General features: G+C 44.3%; 18 protein-coding genes. 5 read left to right on the top strand and 13 right to left on the bottom strand.

Translation table 11 applies throughout. From position 1 onward, the window contains the following. Positions 1 to 73 precede the first annotated feature (73 nt). Positions 74 to 1,231, bottom strand: coding sequence for an MFS transporter (locus ABEW32_RS17835; RefSeq protein WP_430189983.1), 1,158 nt, complete (start codon positions 1,229 to 1,231; stop codon positions 74 to 76). Positions 1,232 to 1,686: 455 nt separating this feature from the next. Between ABEW32_RS17835 and ABEW32_RS17830 the strand changes: the two genes are divergently transcribed. Further along, positions 1,687 to 2,604, top strand: a complete 918-nt coding sequence (locus tag ABEW32_RS17830) for an ArsR family transcriptional regulator (protein WP_430189980.1) — start codon at positions 1,687 to 1,689, stop codon at positions 2,602 to 2,604. A 66-nt stretch (positions 2,605 to 2,670) separates the two neighbouring features. Further along, entirely contained in the window at positions 2,671 to 3,435 is a 765-nt protein-coding gene (locus ABEW32_RS17825; protein WP_430189978.1) for an HAD family hydrolase, read from the top strand. Positions 3,436 to 3,499: 64 nt separating this feature from the next. Here ABEW32_RS17825 and ABEW32_RS17820 read toward each other — a convergent pair whose 3' ends face one another. From ABEW32_RS17820 to pdhA, 8 genes are all read right to left on the bottom strand, one after another. Next, positions 3,500 to 5,851, bottom strand: a complete 2,352-nt coding sequence (locus tag ABEW32_RS17820; protein WP_430189975.1) for a type IA DNA topoisomerase — start codon at positions 5,849 to 5,851, stop codon at positions 3,500 to 3,502. A 519-nt stretch (positions 5,852 to 6,370) separates the two neighbouring features. Then, entirely contained in the window at positions 6,371 to 7,858 is a 1,488-nt protein-coding gene (locus ABEW32_RS17815; protein WP_430189973.1) for a glutamate synthase subunit beta, read from the bottom strand. Positions 7,859 to 8,095: 237 nt separating this feature from the next. Continuing rightward, a complete protein-coding gene (locus ABEW32_RS17810; protein WP_430189971.1) occupies positions 8,096 to 8,584 on the bottom strand; it encodes a dihydrofolate reductase in 489 nt (162 codons plus the stop codon). A gap of 17 nt (positions 8,585 to 8,601) precedes the next feature. Further along, on the bottom strand, positions 8,602 to 9,396 hold the full coding sequence (thyA, locus tag ABEW32_RS17805; RefSeq protein WP_430189969.1) for a thymidylate synthase: 795 nt from the start codon (positions 9,394 to 9,396) through the stop codon (positions 8,602 to 8,604). A gap of 252 nt (positions 9,397 to 9,648) precedes the next feature. Continuing rightward, positions 9,649 to 11,070: a dihydrolipoyl dehydrogenase gene (lpdA, locus tag ABEW32_RS17800; protein WP_013371454.1), complete on the bottom strand. Its 1,422-nt coding sequence runs from the start codon at positions 11,068 to 11,070 to the stop codon at positions 9,649 to 9,651. Between the two features lie 3 nt (positions 11,071 to 11,073). Beyond that, the gene (locus tag ABEW32_RS17795) at positions 11,074 to 12,687 is read right to left on the bottom strand and encodes a 2-oxo acid dehydrogenase subunit E2 (protein ID WP_430189966.1); all 1,614 of its coding nucleotides are present in this window, start codon (positions 12,685 to 12,687) and stop codon (positions 11,074 to 11,076) included. 34 nt (positions 12,688 to 12,721) lie between these two features. Next, positions 12,722 to 13,702, bottom strand: coding sequence for an alpha-ketoacid dehydrogenase subunit beta (locus ABEW32_RS17790; RefSeq protein WP_013371456.1), 981 nt, complete (start codon positions 13,700 to 13,702; stop codon positions 12,722 to 12,724). Between the two features lie 100 nt (positions 13,703 to 13,802). Continuing rightward, complete coding sequence (gene pdhA / locus ABEW32_RS17785; RefSeq protein WP_013371457.1) at positions 13,803 to 14,870, bottom strand: pyruvate dehydrogenase (acetyl-transferring) E1 component subunit alpha; 1,068 nt, start codon at positions 14,868 to 14,870, stop codon at positions 13,803 to 13,805. 255 nt (positions 14,871 to 15,125) lie between these two features. Here pdhA and ABEW32_RS17780 point away from each other — a divergent pair, with 255 nt between their 5' ends. Continuing rightward, positions 15,126 to 15,860: an alpha/beta hydrolase gene (locus tag ABEW32_RS17780; RefSeq protein WP_013371458.1), complete on the top strand. Its 735-nt coding sequence runs from the start codon at positions 15,126 to 15,128 to the stop codon at positions 15,858 to 15,860. Between the two features lie 143 nt (positions 15,861 to 16,003). On the opposite strand, the gene ABEW32_RS17775 is transcribed toward ABEW32_RS17780, so the two are convergent. Further along, positions 16,004 to 16,468 (bottom strand): low molecular weight protein-tyrosine-phosphatase, encoded by a 465-nt coding sequence (locus ABEW32_RS17775; RefSeq protein WP_430189963.1) that lies wholly within the window; start codon positions 16,466 to 16,468, stop codon positions 16,004 to 16,006. Positions 16,469 to 16,616: 148 nt separating this feature from the next. On the opposite strand from ABEW32_RS17775, the gene ABEW32_RS17770 reads away from it, so the two are divergent. Then, on the top strand, positions 16,617 to 17,258 hold the full coding sequence (locus tag ABEW32_RS17770; protein ID WP_430189961.1) for a thiamine diphosphokinase: 642 nt from the start codon (positions 16,617 to 16,619) through the stop codon (positions 17,256 to 17,258). A 280-nt stretch (positions 17,259 to 17,538) separates the two neighbouring features. Beyond that, on the top strand, positions 17,539 to 18,039 hold the full coding sequence (locus tag ABEW32_RS17765; protein WP_430189959.1) for a C40 family peptidase: 501 nt from the start codon (positions 17,539 to 17,541) through the stop codon (positions 18,037 to 18,039). Positions 18,040 to 18,121: 82 nt separating this feature from the next. Here ABEW32_RS17765 and ABEW32_RS17760 read toward each other — a convergent pair whose 3' ends face one another. The 3 genes from ABEW32_RS17760 to ABEW32_RS17750 all read right to left on the bottom strand — a co-directional run bounded on the left by ABEW32_RS17760 (position 18,122) and on the right by ABEW32_RS17750 (position 20,779). Beyond that, complete coding sequence (locus ABEW32_RS17760) at positions 18,122 to 18,814, bottom strand: response regulator transcription factor (protein WP_430189956.1); 693 nt, start codon at positions 18,812 to 18,814, stop codon at positions 18,122 to 18,124. Between the two features lie 142 nt (positions 18,815 to 18,956). Continuing rightward, positions 18,957 to 20,015, bottom strand: a complete 1,059-nt coding sequence (locus ABEW32_RS17755; protein WP_430189953.1) for a ThiF family adenylyltransferase — start codon at positions 20,013 to 20,015, stop codon at positions 18,957 to 18,959. Next, on the bottom strand, positions 20,012 to 20,779 hold the full coding sequence (locus ABEW32_RS17750) for a thiazole synthase (RefSeq protein ID WP_430189950.1): 768 nt from the start codon (positions 20,777 to 20,779) through the stop codon (positions 20,012 to 20,014). Before ABEW32_RS17750 ends, ABEW32_RS17755 begins: the two co-directional genes overlap by 4 nt. Between the last annotated feature and the right edge of the window lie 2 nt (positions 20,780 to 20,781).

Genomic DNA, 20,781 nt, shown 5'->3' with positions numbered 1-20,781 from the left:
CCCCTTTGTCCGCCATCAATACATGTTTATATTTTATAGTAATTGTGAAACAAATACTATGCAAACCGCAGTTTTAAACGGCCGGCACTCTTTTTCGGGAAAACAGACCTAACAATCCGAAAACAATGTAACTACCTCCAAGTACTAGAAACATACTTCCTTGTGTTCCAATGTCTAGCAATCCTCCACTAATATTAGGTCCGACCACACTTCCTAGATTAAAATGAAAGGATGCCAGAACATTGGCAGCTGCTAAAAATGATTTGGGCAGCAGGTCAGCCGCATAGGCCAAACCAAGCGAGAAAAAGGAGCCTACCAATCCACCTGCGATGGTCAGCAACACCAAAGTAGACATAAAATGATTACCACTCCATGGTAGTAACATAAAGGTCAACCCTCCAGCTATGCCTACGCTCATTAGCACTTTTTTACGTCCCCAACGGTCACTTAATATACCTAAAGGCAGTTGCAGCACTAAGCCCCCCAAACTGACAAAAGGCAGCAAAGCAGCGATTTCGTCGGTATGAAAGCCAATACGCAGGCCATAGACTGGAAAATTACTGTTCAGGCTTGCTTCCATATAACCGTATAAAAATGCAGGCAACAGCGCGTACCATGCCCAGCTATAGCTGCGCCGGAATCTTCGTGCGGGGCGCGCCTCGGTCTCCTGTTTCTCCGGCCTGGAGTCAGGCAGCTTGATTAACACTAACAGCAACACAAGCAGGCACAGTAACGCCAACGCAGCAAATGGAACCAGCATTCCATAATCGAGCAGCCATAGGCCCAATGGTCCTAATGCAAAACCAAGACCGTAAGACATACCATAAAAGGAAATGTTGCGACCTCGATTCTCTGGCGGAGTTACGAGCAATATCCACAACTGCGCTGAATAGTGCAGGGCACTGTCACCAATACCTACCAGCAGACGCAGTATGAACCAAACTCGAATATCAGGGATCAGCGGAAACAGCAGCAACGTAATGAGCACAAGCACAAGCCCTCCGGCCATCAGCTTTTTGAAGCCCAACCATCCCAAAGTCCGTTCGGCCACCAGTGTCATTGCAAATGAGCCAATATACAGCGCAGCTGCATTCATTCCGTTTAGCGAAGATGACACTCCCATTTGTTCCAAAGAGATTGACAAAATAGGTAATAATAAACCTTGACATAATCCGGCAACAATAATAACTGCAATTAAGATAAAATAATGAACACGTAACGACGACGACATCCTAGCTCCTCCTGCTCGAACAAATAAAATATCAACATTATAAAATGAATGCTAAGAAATGATTTGCATTTGATATCATAATCAATAATAATTCTTATCACTATTTGTATCATGGATTATAAAAAATCAGTATATTACATATTAGGATGTTTTTAATGTATTAAATTTAGTGTATTAAAGAGAGAAAGAAAAAAATCGCCATCGGAGATGACGATTTTACGGATAGAGCTTGTCTGGTATGTATCCGACTCCCATTCGGTTAAGGAGTCTCATATATTCAATCCGACGAAGTTCACGTCACAACGCACTATTTCATATTATAGTGGACAATGTCCGGCAGAACAAGCCATAATAAATAAGTGGGCAATTACAAAATGCTCATGTTTTGCTTATGGACGGGCTTAATTACGTTCACCGCTCTGGGCTAGAAGACAGAATAGGAGGCATTTGGTTCCATGAGTTATCAAATAAAAATAGACACTTCTCCAATTTATGAATTGCTCGGCAGCTTCATGGCCTATGTAACTAAAAAGTGGGTTCAAGATATGGACTTGGGTCATGAATGGATTGACAAGGTGGATGCACGACTACAACATGAAGTTCGTACTGAGCTTGCTACAGCTCAGAGTTGCCCTTTTAGCGATTATGACGCGCTCTATGCCTGGGCGGTACTTCGACCGGAATCAGATGAAATATCCGATTATATCTCTTATTTGGATCACGGACCGGATAAAGATATGTTTGAACTGCTTGTTCCACATATTCCTTTCTTGACCTTCGAGGAATCTATACGCATCCGTAAGGTATATGCACCTCTCCTCAGATTGTGGGATCGTGATTATTTCCGGGCTTTGGAAGGCGAACTGCGTGTATTGGCAGAAGAAGACGCTGCTGAAAAGCGCATGCTGTTAAGTAAGATGGAACCCGAAGCCCTTGTAGAATATGCGACAGCTGGACTAGTCGTGCCGAATATGGAAGATCTCGATACAGTAGTGCTGTTTCCGGTCGTCCATAATCGCCCAATTAATTCATACTGCTTTTATACCCGTACACTGCTGATCCAATATCCAGTAGATATTCCTGAGGAGAGTGAGGAAGAGCCACCAACGCTTCTACTACGACTCACTCGTGCGGTCAGTGATCCGCAACGGCTGCGCATTCTGCGTTATGTAGCTCAAGGTCCCAAGTCTCTCGAAGACATGCGCCATGATTTAAGCCGATTGGAAGATACACTTATGTCTGATATGATGATTTTGCGAGTGGCTGGCCTGCTCCGTATTCACATTGGACGGTATCATAAGGAAAAATTCAGCATCCGCCCCGACGGTGCGGCTGATTTACAAATATTTTTGGAATCCTATATTGGATTATAGTTTGTATTGCAACTGTAGTTATAAACCGAACGCCGTTAAAGCTTTGGCTTGGAAGGAGTATGCATCATGTCGTATCCGAAGCAACACATTTTGTTTGATCTTGATGACACTTTGGTCCATTGCAACAAGTATTTCGACCTTATTCTCAACCACTTTTTCGATTTGCTTCAGGAATGGTTTGCAGCTCATAACCTGACGAGAAATGCAATCCGTGAAAAACAAATTGAAATTGATGTGGCTGGGGTTCATCAGGTGGGTTTTGCCAGCGAGCATTTTCCACAATCTCTAATAGATACGTACCAGTTTTTCTCGGAACAATTCGGACGCCGAACAGATTCTCAAGAAGAGCAGGAGCTTCGCTCGCTTGGTCGAAGTGTGTACGAGCAGGAAATCGAACCTTATCCAGGTATGGCCGAAACGTTAAATTCACTCCAAAAAGCAGGTCATTCCCTCCACCTTTATACTGGCGGTGAGCAGGTTATTCAAGAAAAAAAGATTAAGCAAATGAAGCTGGCTAATTACTTTGATGACCGCATCTACATTCGCCAGCACAAAAATGTCGAAGCACTGGAAGAAATCATCCAAATGAAGCGCTTGGACCGAAACATTACCTGGATGATTGGAAACTCTCTGCGCACCGATGTCTCTCCAGCCCTTGCAGCAGGTATTCATGCTGTGTATCTAAAGCAGCCAAAAGAATGGATTTACAATATGGTTGAATTGCAAAAGAACGTGAACTCTGTGATGTATACGATACAGAAGCTGACAGAAGTGCCACGAGTAATCCACGAAAGCATACAGTTACATCAACAAAAAAGGACCCTCGGATAGGGTCCTTTTTCGTATCTAAAAAAATCATTCAACCTTCGCATTCTGCTATAATAGATGGTCTATCTCAGGAATCCTCACGAACACTAAGTTGTCCTGTTCCTGGTTCATCCAGAACAATCCGCGCTTTGACGTTCGATCCATCTTTACGCTTAAAAGACAACAATTGCGTCTGCCCCTTCACCAGTAGGGACTTGAGCATTGTTTCGGTAATCTGCTTGCCAGCATATTCTTTCCAAATAACAAAGCCACAGCCCTGCTTATAGTGACTGCAACCATACCCTTTGCGGCCTTCAATAATGCTTCCACCACAATTGGAGCACGGACAGCTACCCAGCGTCTGTCTTTGGCTCGCTGAATTATCTGACTGTCCATCAGACGAGCTTCGCACTGCTTTTGTAGTCGAACTGCGTCTTGTTGGCGATGCTACTTGCTTTAGTGCAGCACTTCCTGCACCGCTACTACCTCCTAATGCTGTGCGATCCATTCCTTTGGTGGTGGCACGTCCACTCGCACCTGCACTGCGGACATTTCCCTTCCCTCCTGAGCGATTGCTCCTTGCCTCCTCGCCAAAGGCATTTGCGGGAGCAGGTGGCTGCTGCCTTACCTTATCAATGATGGACAAGGTAAACCTTTTAACGTTGTCCATAAACTTCTCCTGAGCCGCCTCACCCTTGGAGATTTGATGAAGACGACGTTCCCATTGACCTGTCATCTCCGGCGAGGCTAATAGATCTACCCCGGCATGACGGATCAGGTTAATAGCCATCTTTCCCTTATCCGTAATCAGAATCTTTTTACCCTTCATTTCAATGTAGCCGACCTTCTTCAATCGTTCAATTGTGGCAGCTCGGGTCGCAGGTGTTCCCAAGCCAGCATCCTTCATAACCTCGCGTAATTCCTCATTTTCCATTTGCTTACCCGCGCTTTCCATCGCTTTAAGCAATGTGCCCTCCGTGTAGCTTTTAGGAGGCTGAGTCGCCTTTTCTTTCATCTCAGCGCGAACACAATCCACCGGACGCCCTGCATCAATTTCGAACTTCTTGTCCGTCCATTCGTCCGTTTCCTCCTCATCCTCTTTTTTAGAGGATTTGCTCTTTTTGCCTTTATCCTGATCAGCCTTGCTCAAAACCACTTTCCATCCTAAGGACAGAAGCTCCTTAATATTGGTTTTAAACAGATGCTTGTCCACCTGCGTCATTACAGTATGCATTTTATATTCAGCTGGCGGGAAAAAATGCGACAAAAACCTTCGAATAACCAGGTCATATACATTTTGTTCCTCTTTGCTCAGCGTACCTGGCCTTTTTAACGTCGGCAAAATTGCATGGTGGTCCTCAACACGAGACGGATTGCAGACCGATTTATTCTGTTTATGCACCAAATTAGGGTTGGCTTGTTGTACCAGATCCGCATAAGGACCTGTCCCCAGCATCCTTAATGCTTTATGCATACCGTCTATATTCTGCTCTGTCACATAGTTAGAGTTGGTACGCGGATAGGAAATGACTTTGTGACGCTCATATAGCGCTTGTGCCACATCCAGCGTTTTTTTAGCTGAATAACCGTACTTGGCATTCGCCTCGCGTTGAAGCAGCGTCAAATCGTACAATTTAAAAGGATACTCCTTTGTCTGTTTCGTATCATATTTGGTAATCTTCCCCTCTTTTCCGCGAACCGCCGCAGCTATCTCCTCAGCTACTTCTGGTTTCGTCAGCCGGTCTCCCTGCCATGCCCCTTTGTACTTAATCTGATCTTGCTTGAACTCAGCCCACACGTCATAAAAGGTTTGAGACTGAAATGCTTCAATTTCCTTTTCTCGATCATGAATTAGTGCGAGCACGGGAGTCTGCACCCGTCCTACCGACAGTAAGGTGTTATGTCGTGTAGTGAATGCTCTGGAGGCGTTCATGCCAATCAGCCAATCCGCTTCGCTTCGTGCCCGCGCAGCTTGAGTCAGGAATTCAAACTCCGAAGCATCTCGCAATCTTTCAAAACCTGTCGCAATACTTTCCGCCGTCAAGTCCGAAATCCACAATCGCTTAACTGGCTGTCGTAACTTCAATTGCTGCTGGATTAACGCAAAAATATATTGCCCTTCCCGTCCAGCGTCACAAGCATTCACGATGGCATTGCAGCGTTTGGCCAGTTCACCAATGATTTTAAGCTGATCTTTTGTTTTCGGATTGGGTACAATTTTGAACTGTTCAGGGATAATCGGAAGATCTTGAATATTCCATCGTTTGTACTTAGCATCGTAAGCATCCGGCTCAGCCAGCCCCAACAAATGGCCGATCGCCCAGGTTACAATGTATCTCTCCCCTTCCAAATAGGTACGGTTATTTTTAGCACGTGGCTCCATAACAGCGGCAATCGTCCGTCCCATATCTGGTTTCTCAGCAATAATCAACGTCTTCATTCATTCCATTCCTTCCTGACGGCCTTCTGTTTCTCTCCCATGAATCATAGATATCATGGAACGCAAATAAAAAACAGGTATCCCGGCCTCATGCAAAAGGAGCCTTCTCCCGGCGAAAGCTCCTTTGTAAATTCATTTAGTCTAGCGCTTCAACAATGTACGTCTATTATACCATAGATAGCATGGTTCTCTCAGGTCATGATTTTATGCGATTAAACGAAGTTATATTCGAGTTAGTTTATATTACATAAATTTAAGGGTGTTATTTAATTTTCTTGTTAAAAATCTATTTTTCTATAAAAAAGCTACACACTCCCCTTCTTTTTATGTTATGATCACTATAGATAACAATAAAATGATTGGAAATTCGATTTTAAGTCATATTATATAACAAAAACTTCACAACATATGTATAGCTCTCTAGAAAAATTAATTGAGCAACCAGTTAAAAAGTTTAAAATATAAATAAAGCCCCATCCTAAGATGGAGCTTACTAAATTCATAATATAAAATTTATAACTACACCAAAACAGTAGCACCCATGAGGTATTTATCAACCTCACGTGCAGCTTCTCGGCCTTCATTAATAGCCCACACGACAAGACTCTGCCCGCGGCGCATGTCACCTGCAGCAAAAACCTTATCCACATTTGTCACATATTTCCCATAACGCGCCTTAACATTGGAACGACGGTCTGTTTCCAAACCGATTTCCTTCACAATCGTTTGCTCAGGTCCGTCAAACCCAATCGCAATCAGCGCAATTTGTGCCGGAAATACGCGTTCTGTACCTGGAATCGGCTGATAGATTTTACGTCCTGTTTCATCGACAATACGTTGAATTTGAATGGTGTGCAGTTCTTTCAGATTGCCATTCTCATCACCCACGAATTTGGTTGTCATGATGGAAAACTCACGCGGATCATCCCCAAACAATGCTTTAGCTTCCTCCTGTGCATAGTCGAGAGAGTACACATTCGGAAACTGCGGCCAAGGATTCGCAATCGGATCACGCTCCAGTGGAGCTTTGGTGTGCGTGCCAAATTGAGTGACACTCCGGCAACCATGCCGCAAAGAAGTAGCTACACAGTCCGAACCCGTATCCCCGCCACCGATAACAATAACATCCTTACCTTTGGAGGACAAATAGTTGCCATCTTCGAGGTTAGAATCCAGATAACTCTTGATGGTGCCATTCAAATAATCCATAGCATAATGGACACCATTCAAATCGCTGCCTTCAATATTGAATTCTCTCGGCTTTGTAGATCCACCGCATAGCACAACTGCATCATAGTCAGCAATCAACTGCTCAGTAGGGATATCCTTGCCGATTTCCGTATTCGTGATAAATTGGATACCTTCAGCCTCCAGCAAATCTACACGACGCTGTACAACCTTCTTATCCAGCTTCATGGACGGGATTCCGTACATTAGCAACCCACCTATACGATCTGCACGCTCGTACACAGTGACGCTATGTCCTGCTTTGTTAAGCTGTGCTGCCGCAGCCAATCCCGCAGGACCCGAGCCGACAACAGCCACTCGTTTGCCTGTACGTTTTTCTGGCGGGTTAGGAACAACCCAACCTTCTTCAAAGCCTTTTTCGATAATTGCTTCCTCAATTGTCTTAATGGTAACAGATTGGCCGATAAGGCCAACTGTACATGAACCTTCACATGGCGCAGGACAGATACGGCCCGTAAATTCAGGAAAGTTATTCGTTTTGTGCAACCGATCTAACGCTTCCTTCCATAAACCACGATATACGAGATTGTTCCATTCCGGGATAAGATTATGAACCGGGCAGCCTAAAGTTGCTCCCATGAGATCCATCCCCGTATGACAATAAGGAGTTCCGCAGTCCATACAACGCGCCCCTTGGGTACGCAGCTCTTCTTCAGACATATGCTTATGGAATTCTTCCCAATCCTTAATACGCTCTGCCGGGTCCCGGTCTGCAGGAAGCTGTCGTGTGTATTCCATAAATCCAGTTGGTGTAGACATGTTACGTTCCCCCATCTCTTCGCTTATGAACCCCGATCATCCATTCAGAATTCTGATCAAATTCGAACTTGTCTGTTTGTGTTATGAAAGGGTCTGTTCTCGTTGAATTTGATTTATTGTATCACAATACAGCGTAAAAGTAATGAAAACTTATGCAACTTTCTGCATCTACAGCCAAAAGGATTTTTTATATGGTTTATTAATTTTTCAAATGAGCTATGCCGAATTCATCTATCGTTATTCTGTTCTCTCGTAAACAACAAAACGGTAGTCATACAAGTTTTTGTCATCCTTGATACCCGGCGTCTCACTGACAATAGTCCAGTCGCTCCAATCCAGGTCGGGAAACGTTGTATCGCCTTCAAAAGTCTCCTCAATTCGAGTCACAATCAGTCGATCCGCATGTGGCCAAAACAGTGAGTAAATCTCCGCTCCGCCAATGACCATTAGTTCTTCTTGCTGTGCAAGTTTGAGCCCCTCCTCCAGTGTATGGATCACTTCTGCTCCTTCCGCCTGATAGCTCTCATCTCGAGTCAAAACGACGTTGCGGCGGTTTGGTAGGCTTCTCCCACCAAACGATTCCCACGTCTTGCGTCCCATGAGTACCGTTTTATTAATCGTCTGCTCTTTGAAGAAAGCCATGTCTCTGGGAAGGCGCCAAGGAAGACTGTTATCCCGGCCAATCACACCATTTTGTGCCATAGCCCATATCATTGAAATGCTCATCTCTCCACCTCCTCTACTCAGATGGCGACAGGCGCCTTGATCCCTGGGTGATGTTCGTAATTCTCAAAAACAAAATCATCATAAGTGTAATCAAAAATGGATTCCGGTTTACGCAGAATTTTTAACTGTGGCAAGGGATACGGGTCGCGTTCCAGCTGCGTATGCACTTGTTGTATATGATTTGAATAAATATGCACATCACCGCCTGACCAAATAAACTCTCCGGGCTCCAAACCGCATTGCTGTGCAACCATATGCGTCAACAATGCATAACTGGCAATGTTAAACGGCAGTCCAAGGAAAGAATCTACTGAACGCATCGTCAGCATACAGGATAGCTTTCCTCCAGCTACGTAGAACTGGAATACAAAGTGACATGGCGGCAACTTCATGGATTCAATCTCAGCCACATTCCAAGCACTGACGATATGTCGACGTGAATCCGGATTATTTTTAATAGCCTCAATGACATTCGCGATTTGATCAATGTGTTGCCCGTCCGTTGTTTCCCATGCGCGCCATTGCGATCCATACACAGGCCCCAGATTCCCCTGCTCGTCTGCCCATTCATCCCAAATGCTAACGCCATTCTCCTTGAGATAAGCAATATTGGTATCCCCGCGCAAAAACCATAACAGCTCATGTACAACGGATCTCAAATGCACTCTTTTAGTGGTTACTAGCGGGAAGCCCTTGGCCAAATCAAAACGGAGTTGTCTTCCGAAAACAGATAATGTTCCCGTTCCTGTCCGATCCTCTTTCTTTACTCCGTTCTCTAAAATGTCCTCCAGCAATTCCAAGTAGTTGCGCATGTTTATTTCTCTCCTTTGAGCACGGCTAAAAAAACAGCATCGTCAATTTTTAATTTTTAAAAATTCTCGATCTGCCCTATATCTATATTTAGTTTATCATGTACGGTGCTTTGTTGACCATGACTGTGTGAATTTTCATGTTAACCCTATAATTCTAAAGCTTGAAAAAAAAAGAGACAGAGAACGCAGATATAGCGCTCTTTGCCTCTTTTTTTCATGTATGAAAACCAAAAACAAGATAATGAAATGGAATTAGCGACGTGGTGCCAATGCGTGGATCGGATGACCCATTACGACTTCTGCTGCTTCCATTACAAGTTCGCCCAGTGTAGGGTGAGCATGGATAGTCAGGGAGATATCTTCGAGTGTAGCACCCATTTCAATCGCCAGACCCAGCTCAGCAATCAGGTTGGAAGCTTCCAAACCTACAATTTGCGTACCCAATACCAGACCTGTATCTGCGTCAGCTACGATTTTTACAAAGCCTTCAGCAGCGTTCAGGGAAACGGCACGACCGTTTGCTCCATAAGAGAACTTGCCAACTTTGACATTGTAGCCTTTTTCTTTAGCTTGTGTTTCTGTGTAACCTACGCTAGAGCATTCTGGATCTGTGAACACAACAGCCGGAATACATTTGTAGTCTACAACAGATGGTTGGCCAGCAATTACTTCAGCAGCTACTTTACCTTCGTAAGAAGCTTTGTGAGCCAGAGCAAGACCTGGAACAATATCGCCGATTGCAAAGATGTGAGGAATGCTTGTGCGTCCTTGGTGGTCAACTTTCACCATTCCGCGTTCATCCAGTTCTACACCGATCAAATCCAGACCCAGTTCACCGTCTGTATTTGGACGACGTCCAACAGTTACAAGCAGGTACTCAGCAGTTACTTCTTTGCTTTCACCGTTAACAGAGAATTTCACTGTTACATCTTTATCAGTTTGTTCCGCACTTTCCGCTTTAGCGCCAGTGAAGATTTCGATACCTGTTTTCTTCATGCTTTTCGAAACGATGGAAGTCATATCTTTGTCGAAACCAGGAAGAACAGTATCCATACCTTCAATGATCGTTACTTTGGAACCGAATTTGGAATACATTTGTCCAAGCTCTGCACCAATGTATCCACCACCGATAACGATCAGGCTTTTCGGAATTTCAGGCAGGTTCAATGCTTCAGTAGAAGACAGAATGCGTCCGCCAAACGGGAATGGCTTCAATTCGATAGGACGGGAGCCTGTTGCGATAATCGCATTTTTAAAACGGTAACGTGGTGATTCATGTTCGTTGAATACACGCGCTTCGTTTTCGTTGATGAACATGCACTCACCGTTGAAAACTTCGACTTTGTTGCCTTTGAGCAAGCCGCTTACGCCGCCAGTCATTTTCTTAACAACACCGTTTTTGAATTCTTGTGTTTTAGCAAAATCTACTTTTACATTTTCAGCCGTAATACCGAAAGTTTCGCCATGTTTAGCTGCTTCGTATTGATGAGCTGCAGAGATCAAAGCTTTGGATGGAATACATCCACGGTTCAAGCAGACACCGCCCAGCTCAGATTTGTCAACGATCAATACGCTTTGTCCCAATTGTGCGGCACGGATGGCAGCTACATAGCCGCCAGGACCCGCACCGATAACCAATGTGTCAATATCCAGAGAAGCGTCTCCTACTACCATTGATTACACCTCCATTACAAGCAGCTCAGGGTTAGCGAGCAGCTGTTTAATATAGTTCATGAAGTTTTGCGCAGTTGCACCGTCAATAATACGGTGGTCAAAGCTCAAGGAAAGAGCCATTACTGGAGCGGCAACAATTTCGCCGTTTTTCACGACTGCTTTTTCACTGATACGGCCAGTACCCAAAATTGCAACCTCTGGGAAGTTGATGATTGGAGTAAAGAACATACCGCCAGCAGAACCAATGTTAGTGATGGAAATTGTGCTTCCTCTCATCTCATTGGCAGCCAGTTTTCCATCACGGCCGCGTACAGCCAAATCACGGATGGAATCAGCAATCATCCAGATGCTCTTACGATCAGCATCTTTGATAACTGGAACGATCAAGCCGTTGTCTGTATCTGTAGCGATACCGATGTTGTAGTATTTTTTGTAGACAATTTCGTTAGCATCTTCGTCGATCGAAGCATTCAGAGCCGGGAATTGACGGGAAGCAGCAACCAAAGCTTTTACGATGAATGGCAGGTAAGTAACTTTTGTGCCTTTCTTCTCTGCAATTGGTTTGATGCGAGTACGGAAAGCAACCAGCTCGGTTACATCCACTTCGTCCATAATTGTAACGTGTGGAGCTGTGTAAGCCGATTTAACCATCGCATTGGAAATCGCTTTACGGATACCTTTAAATGGTACGCGTTCTTCCTCAGCACGCGGATCTGCAGCTGGTGCGGATGGTGCTGCAGCTTTCGCTTCTTTTTTAGCAGGCTCTTGTGCTTTTGCAGCTTCTTTCGCTACTGGTGCAGCTACTTGGCCGCCACCATTTTTGAAAGCTTCTACATCTTCTTTAGTGATTTTACCATTTTTGCCGGAGCCACTCACTTGAGCGATGTTAACACCTTGCTCACGTGCAAATTTACGTACGCTAGGAGTAGCCAGTACGTCTTTATTCGAAGCAGCTGGTGTTGCACCTGGTTGAGTGTTCGCTCCGCCTTGTGCAGCATCCTGTTCTTGTTTAACAGCAGCTGGTGCTTCTTCTTGCTCTGGCAGTTCACCTTCAGCAGCAATGACAGCCACAACTTGACCTACGTTAAAGATGTCTCCGTCTTTGGCAAATACTTCTTGCACTGTACCATTAACTGGACATGGAACTTCAACTACAGCCTTGTCGTTTTGTACTTCCATGATGATGTCATCATCAGTTACTTTGTCGCCGGGCTTAATGTGCATCTTGATGATTTCGCCTTCGTGAAGACCTTCACCCAGCTCTGGGAATTTATATTCAAATCTAGCCGCACCTGCAGCTCCGCCTTGTGCAGCAGCACTTGGCTCAGGGCTAGCAGCCGGTGCTTCCGGTGCATCTTCTTGTTCAGGAAGTTCGCCTTCTGCGTCGATGACAGCCACAACTTGACCTACGTTAAAGATGTCTCCGTCTTTGGCAAATACTTCTTGCACTGTACCATTAACTGGACATGGAACTTCAACTACAGCCTTGTCGTTTTGTACTTCCATGATGATATCATCATCAGTTACTTTGTCGCCGGGCTTAATGTGCATCTTGATGATTTCGCCTTCGTGAAGACCTTCACCCAGCTCCGGGAATTTATATTCAAATTTTGCCACGTTTAAAACCTCCCAAATTTACGGTGTGCTTTAATTAAAATTCCAATACTTTATTAACCGCATCAATGATACGTGTTGGTGTTGGCAACCAAGTATCTTCAATTTGAGCAAATGGATAAACGGTATCTGGACCTGCTACACGCAGAACTGGTGCTTCCAAATGCAGGATTGCTTTTTCGTTAATTTGTGCAATAACTTCAGCAGCAACACCGGCACTCTTTTGTGCTTCTTGAACAACGATAGCACGATTGGTTTTTTGAACGGAAGCAACAATAGTATCAATGTCAATCGGGCTGATTGTACGCAAATCAATGATTTCCACTTTAATACCCTTTGTTTTTTCCAGCTCTTCAGCAGCCTTAACCGAAGTGTGTACCATCATACCGTAAGTAATGATTGTTACATCAGAGCCTTCACGAACTACATTAGCTTTGCCCAGCTCAACTGTGTAATCATTTTCAGGAACTTCAGCACGGAATGCATGGTACAGGTTCAAATGCTCCATGAAAAATACTGGATCGTTATCGCGAATAGACGCGATCATAAGACCTTTTGCATCGTAAGGGTTGGAAGGAACAACAACCTTAATACCTGGTGTTTGAGTCAAAAGACCTTCCAAGGAATCTGTATGCAGCTCGGCTGCCTTAACGCCGCCACCAAAAGGTGTACGGAACACGATTGGGGAATTGTAACGTCCACCGGAACGGTAACGCATACGGGATGCTTGAATTGCCATTTGATCGAGGGCTTCAAAGATAAAGCCTACGAACTGGATTTCAGCTACAGGGCGGAAGCCTTGGATACCCAGACCGACAGCAAGACCCCCGATTGCGGATTCCGCCAGCGGAGTATCGAATACACGTTCTTCGCCAAATTCTTTTTGCAGACCTTCTGTAGCGCGGAATACGCCACCTACATGACCTACGTCTTCACCGAAAAGCAGGACGTTAGGGTCGCGTTTCAACTCTACGCGCAGTGCGTCACGAATCGCTTCTTTCATGTTCATTTGTGCCATTTGCTTCATTTCCTCCTTAAACATTGACAGATCAGTTTCAGTTCAGGTCAATCGAAAAGCAGACCGGATCGGGTTGCCGCCCGGTCTCTTTTAAGTTCAATTATTTAAAATCGGCTTTTTGTTCTTCCAAGTGCTTAGGCGTAGTTTCGAACATGCTATCAATCAAGCCAGGAATTGTCATTTTCTCTGTTTTCTCGGCTTTTTTGATTTCTTCGTTCACTTTTGCCTTAGCCTCTTCTTTTACGCGAGCAGTATCTTCTTCAGTCCAAAGACCTTTTTTCTCAAGGTATTTCGCAAAACGGGCAATTGGATCTTTTGCATTCCATTCGCCTTCTTCTTCTTTAGAACGATATTTCGTTGCATCATCAGAAAGGGAATGCGGACGGAAACGGTAAGTAACGGCTTCAATCAATGTTGCACCTTCGCCATTACGTCCACGCTCTGCAGCTTCTTGAACAGCTTTAATAACTGCCAGCACATCCATGCCGTCAATTTTCACGCCTTTAATACCAGCAGCTACTGCTTTATGAGCGATCGAAAGAGCAGCTGTTTGTTTCGAAAATGGCGTTGTGATCGCGTAACCATTATTTTGCACAAAGAAAATAACTGGCAACTTGTACACACCAGCATAGTTCAGACCTTCGTAGAAATCACCTTCGGAAGAACCGCCGTCGCCTGTATATGTAATGACGACTTGTTTTTGTTTTTTCAATTTGTAGCCCATTGCAATACCCATAGCGTGCAGAATTTGCGCACCAATGATGATTTGCGGCATCAATACGTTAACGCCGTCCGGAATTTGACCACCGTGTTGATGACCACGGGAATACAAGAAAGCTTGGTATAATGGCAGGCCATGCCAAACGAGTTGCGGAATATCTCGGTAGCCTGGTGCAATAAAGTCTTCTTTTTGGAGAGCGAATTCGCTACCAACCATGGTTGCTTCTTGTCCGGATACTGGAGCGTAGAAGCCTAGACGTCCTTGACGGCCCAAGTTAACAGCACGGTCATCCCAAGTACGTGTAAATACCATACGATACATAATTTCTTTCAATTGATCATCTGTAAGTTTAGGCAATTTATCTTTATTGATAATTTCACCATCCGGAGAAAGCACGGATAGAGCCTCAACTTCCTCTGTGTAAACTTCATAAGGAACCTTGCTCATTTTCTTCACCTCAACAAAAAAATTTGAATATCAAGTTCCGCTGTTATAGGATTATTATACACCTGTTATATCGCTCGCGTCAAAGATTTAGTTATTTTTTTTGAGTTTACCACATTTTTGTGTATGTAACAGGGTATGTTTTTTACTATAACAGCTTAGTACATGATTGAAATTTTAAACATCTATTGCAATCAGGGTAATCTTAACTTATTGTGATCCTTAATGCAAAATAATACCCAAGAAAGGTGACGAAAAATGACGGATTCTCGGTATTTAAAACGAACCATCCTTAAAGACGAAGTAGACAGCCGCTTACTTGGCGAAACCCGAACTCTTCGGATTTATTTGCCGCCCGGCTATAATGAAATATTGAGCTACCCGGTCGTCTACTGTCAGGATGGAGAGGAATTTTTCAACTTTGGACGCATTGCAACACACGCCAACCGTCTCATACTGGATGAAGGCGTCGAACCCTTCATTATTGTAGGTGTAGAAGTGAACACCAAAATCAGAACTCAGGAGTACGCTCCCTTCGGCAATCGTTTTGAGGCATACACTGCCTGTTTTGCAGAAGAGATTATTCCCTATGTGGAACAAAAGTATCCTATAAGAAAAGATGCAGCTTCCCGTATTCTTGCTGGAGATTCACTGGGAGGCAGTGTGTCTCTGCATTTGGCGCTATTGTATCCTGAGCTGTTTAATCGCATTATCAGCCTCTCAGGTGCCTACTATGAAGCTTCGCAAGAAATTATTGCCCGTGAGAAAGAACTGTCGCATCTAAATGTATGGATGACAGTTGGCCTTCAGGAAGATGCTTTTGAGAGCGATACCGGCATTTACAACTTTGTAGAGCTGAACCGTCAATGCGCAGATTTGCTGCGCGAGCGGAACGCCGAAGTTTCTTACCGTGAAAAGGATGGCAAACATTTGTGGGGCTTTTGGCAAAACGAGCTGCCTGACGCGCTAATGTATTTTTTGGATCGCGCCTGAGTAATAAACATCCCAGGAACAATGAGGAATGGAGCGTTGACCTACGAGGCTATAAGGCTCCCTCCTCTTTTATATTATTTTGGTTACGCTTTCAAAAATGAATAATGAAAAACGGCAATGATTGCCGTCATCTGTCGTTCACATTATAGCTTTTCTTCTATGATCTTGTCCAGCAAGGCCTCGCATCCCGCGTCCATTAATCGATAGGTCTCTTCAAAATTCCCAGTAAAATATGGGTCAGGTACTTCTCTTAGCTTTTCTTGAGGAAGCAAATCCATAAATTTTAGAATATCAGCATCCGCTCCACCTACAAGTTTACGCATGTTTCGTTCATTAGAGTCATCCATGCACACAATATAGTCAAACGCTTCAAAATCGCGATCTGTTATTTGCCGTGCTTGTATGCCCTGTTCGCTGATTCCGTGTAGTTTAAGTTGCTTTAGCGTTCCTTCATGCGGGGGATTCCCAATATGCCAGTCACCTGTTCCTGCCGAGTCCACCCGGATTTCTGCGTCTAGTCCCCGTCTCTTTGCTTTATGCCTCAGTACGGCCTCTCCCATGGGAGAGCGGCAGATGTTGCCCAAACACACAAATAAAACGTTTATCATTTCGTTCCCCTTCCTATTCACGTTACACTTCGTTTTTTTCTGTTCCATTGTAGCCAGGTCCTCCAAAATTGTGCAAGCCATATTTAACGCGGTATACTTAAAATGATCGTATATATGGGACCGTATACAGAAAGAAAGGATGTTGGACATGACGAGAAAACGAGCCATTGTATTTTCAGGCGGTCGTCTTCATGAAGAAGATCTACAACAAATACACCCTGATGATTTTATTATAGGTGCAGATAAAGGTGCTCTTTTCCTGATAGAACACGGTGTTACACCACATGTCTCTGTAGGAGATTTTGATTCAATTTCACCAGAGGAACAAGCACAGGTAAGATCAGCAAGTCAACGCATGATTGCGTGCGATCCAGTACTTAAGGACCTAACTGACACGGAGCTTGCTTTAGAAATTGCTATGGATGAACATGCAGATCATGTACTCATGCTCGGTGTTACTGGCACTCGGATGGACCACACATTAGCCAATATTCAAATATTAGTACGGGCCATGCAGCATCACATTAGATGCGCTATCATGGACGCACATAACTATATTGAGCTCACCGGATCAACGCTTGAGATTCAGCCTATGGGCTATACATATACATCTCTGATTCCTTTGACCGCCGAGGTAACAGGTATAGAACTGGAAGGATTTATGTATCCACTTCACAATGCCACTCTCAAAATGGGACAATCACGTGGTGTCAGCAATAAGCTAACAGCTACAAAAGGGACGATTTCTATTAGAAGTGGTCTACTACTCGTTATTCAAAGCAAGGATTAATTATGACATTGTTGTAACTTTTATAAGAGTTGTTTACACACTCAAAACCCTTGATTAACAAGGGTTTTTCCATTTTTACAGGCTCTAAAATTATTTTATTTTTTACAAATTGTAATTTTTAATCGTTTTTTAATAATTACGACGTAAGCCTTGTCCCTCAAGCATTTGAGAGTAGTTTTCCAACTATTAGGTGGCTTCAAAACTGTTATACTCAACGCTGTCAGTAAGTTAGCAACTCAGCAAAATATTGCACAAATCAATTTTTGGAGGTACTTACAACATGAATATGCATAAAATCATAAAAAAGGTAATTATCGCAGGAGTCGCTGCCACGATCGGCTTTGGTACTTTTGCCATTGAGGGAACAAATACAGTACAAGCTGCTACTGCTACTACTACTGTAGGTCAAAAAGTAATTAACTATGGCAAACAATATATGGGTACTCCTTATAAGTTTGGAGCTTCCACAAGCACCACACGTAATTTTGACTGTTCTTCTTTCATGAAGCACATATTCAAGAAATACGGAGTCGATTTACCGCGTACTTCTGTCGAACAGTCTAAAGTCGGACATGCCGTATCCAAGTCTAATTTGAAAAAAGGAGACCTAGTGTTCTTTTCAAGCGGTAGCCGTGCCACAGGACGTAACATTACTCACGTAGCAGTCTATATGGGCGGGGGTAAAATTTTACACACTTATGGTGCACCTGGGGTGACCATCTCTGATTTGAACTCTGGCAACTGGAAAAGAACATACATTAAAGCACGTCGCGTGCTGTAATGTAAAACTCATAGTATAAAAACCTATACTAAATCGGTGAGCCGGGACGAAAAGTTCCGGCTTTTTTTATTGCTCATGCTAACTAATTTGCTTCGGTTGGTGTTCTCAGTGAATAGCCAATGCCTCGTTCAGTTCGAATCATTTTAAACTTTTGCCCCTTATCTACTTTAACCCTCAAATGCCTGATGTACACGTCTACTACGTTCGTATCAACGATGTAATCATGTTTCCAGACATCCTTCAGAATTTGCTGCCTACTGCAAACTTGATTAAGATGTATTGCCAGATGCAGCAATAGATCAAATTCCTTCGGAGTTAATTCCAATTTTCGCTCTCCTCTGCTCACCATCCTGCTTGCAGTGTCTATATGTAAATCCCCTGCCTCGATTGCTCTTGTCATATCACGTTCAATACCAAAAATGCGTAACAAATTAGCTACTCTAGCCTGAAGAACTCTGGGATAAAAGGGCACTACCATTACATCATGTGCTCCTTGTTCAAAGCAGGAAACCATAGGCGCCTCCTCATCTGATGAAATCATGGCAAGTATCGGAACATGAGGATGGTTCTGCTGCAATATGCGAATCAAGCCTTGAGCGCCCGCCTGTTCATCATTAATGCTCAGGAGTAGCAAGCTCACAGGATTCTGAACTGCATAAGAGCTTGCTTCTGACGTATTGCGAACATGAACCACACGATAACCTGCTTGCTCCAATGGACGAACGAATACAACGGGCGCTTCATTTTCATCCACAAGTACAATTAACGGGCTCATCTTTTCACCCACCTGGTTTGGACATCGCATTACATATTGAATACGAACAAGTTTGTTATAAGCCATTAAAACATATTTGTATTAGTGTAACAAAAAAGCAGAAAATCATTCTTTAAAGAATGGCTTTCTGCTTTTATAGTTTTCAGCCCAAGTAGCGATGATATAGACTTCTTGCCTTTGCCACGTCCTTTGTCCCATGGATCAATGCTCTGCCATCTGCAAAAACAACCAAGCGATGCTCGCCCACACTAAGGGAAACCAGATATGAATTCCACTCTACGTTTCCCTCGCTTAATGTCGCAAATCGATCTGCTATCTCTGTGAGATTCAGATGTGTCGGGTTTGCGGGTCTGATCTGAACGGTATCCCTACCGCACAAAACTTCTGTTTTCTGCCGAGAAGAGACCGATAAATACGGATATGTCGGTTGGCTTCCGCAAGAAGGACAATCCACCTTTTTAAGTCGATCTACTCCGATTGCTACGTACTCATTTTTCCACAAATCAAACGAAAGTAACTTTCCTCTCAAATCGTCAGGATATCCACCAAGAAGTTTGAAAGCTTCCGTAGTCTGGTTAGCGGTGACCATTTGTACTGCCTGCGGAATAATCCCGGCCGTTTCGCAGGTCTCCCCTCCAAGCGGTACAGTTCCCATCAGACAGTGTAGACAAGGCGTTTGATTCGGTAAAATAGTGTAAGTTACACCGTAGCTACCCACGCATCCTCCATAAATCCAAGGAATGTGATACTTGAGTGCCATGTCATTCATAAGAAGTCGGGTATCGAAATTATCGGTTGCATCCATCATGAGATCCACCCCCTGGATCAACTCTTCCAGCTCCTCCACCCCAACATCCAAGACATGTGCATGTATGACTGTTTGCGAATTAATATCCTTTAATCTTCGCTGGGCAGCAACTGCTTTGGGCCATCTTTGCACAGCGTCACTTTCCTGAAACAGCTGCTGGCGCTGCAAATTGCTCCATTCCACATAATCGCGGTCTACAAGACTTACCGTACCCACGCCTCCACGAACTAGCGTCTCCGCAATCCCCGTACCCAGCGCTCCTACACCTACGATCAGTACATGAGAGGAAGCAAGCCGGCGTTGTCCTATTAGCCCAAAAGGTGCGAACCTTTCCTGTCTGGAATAACGGTCACTTGGTGGTGCTTCAGCACCGGATTTTCCAGTTAGCCTCATCCTTGAACCAAACCTTCTGTCGGACTGCTTGCTGAAGCATAACGTTTTATAGGAATCATCCCTGCCTCAAAACCATATCTGCCTGCACGTACAGCCAGCTTCATGGCCTCAGCCATTTTCACAGGGTTCTTCGCCCCCGAGACGGCTGTATTTAACAGAACACCATCTGCTCCCAACTGCATCGCCATTGCTGCGTCACCAGGTGAGCGAATACCAGCATCGACAATGACCGGAACTTCTGCTTGCTCAATAATCAGCTCTAATGAAAACGGATTGAGCAAGCCATGTCCTGTACCAATCGGTGACGCCCCAGGCATAACGGCATGTACTCCAAGCTCTTGCAACCTCTTCGCTAGTATCACATCATCCGATATGTAGGGCAGCACGACAAAGCCTTCCTCTAGCAGCTTTTCACTGGCCTTCAACGTTTCAAAAGGGTCAGGCAACAGCGTCTTGCTGTCCCCAATGACTTCCACCTTAATCATATCGCACAAACCGGAGGCTTTTGCCAACTTGGCAATACGGATTGCCTCTTCTGCTGTTGTTGCTCCTGCTGTGTTGGGAAGAAGTGTATACTGGCTCAAATCCAGTGTATCGAGAAAATGCTGCTTGTCCCGTTCCTCCAAATTTAGTCTGCGCACAGCAAACGTTAATATTTCTGTCTCAGCAGCCTCTACAGCTTGGGATTGGATGTCCAGATCCGTGAATTTGCCTGTTCCCAGCAACAGCCTTGAGGTAAACGATGCTTTTCCAATGGTTAACACGA

Source organism: Paenibacillus jamilae (assembly GCF_050482105.1).
Taxonomy (GTDB): Bacteria; Bacillota; Bacilli; order Paenibacillales; family Paenibacillaceae; genus Paenibacillus; species Paenibacillus jamilae_B.
The sequence above is the reverse complement of the archived record's forward strand: the minus strand, read 5'-3'. Positions and strand labels throughout refer to the sequence as shown.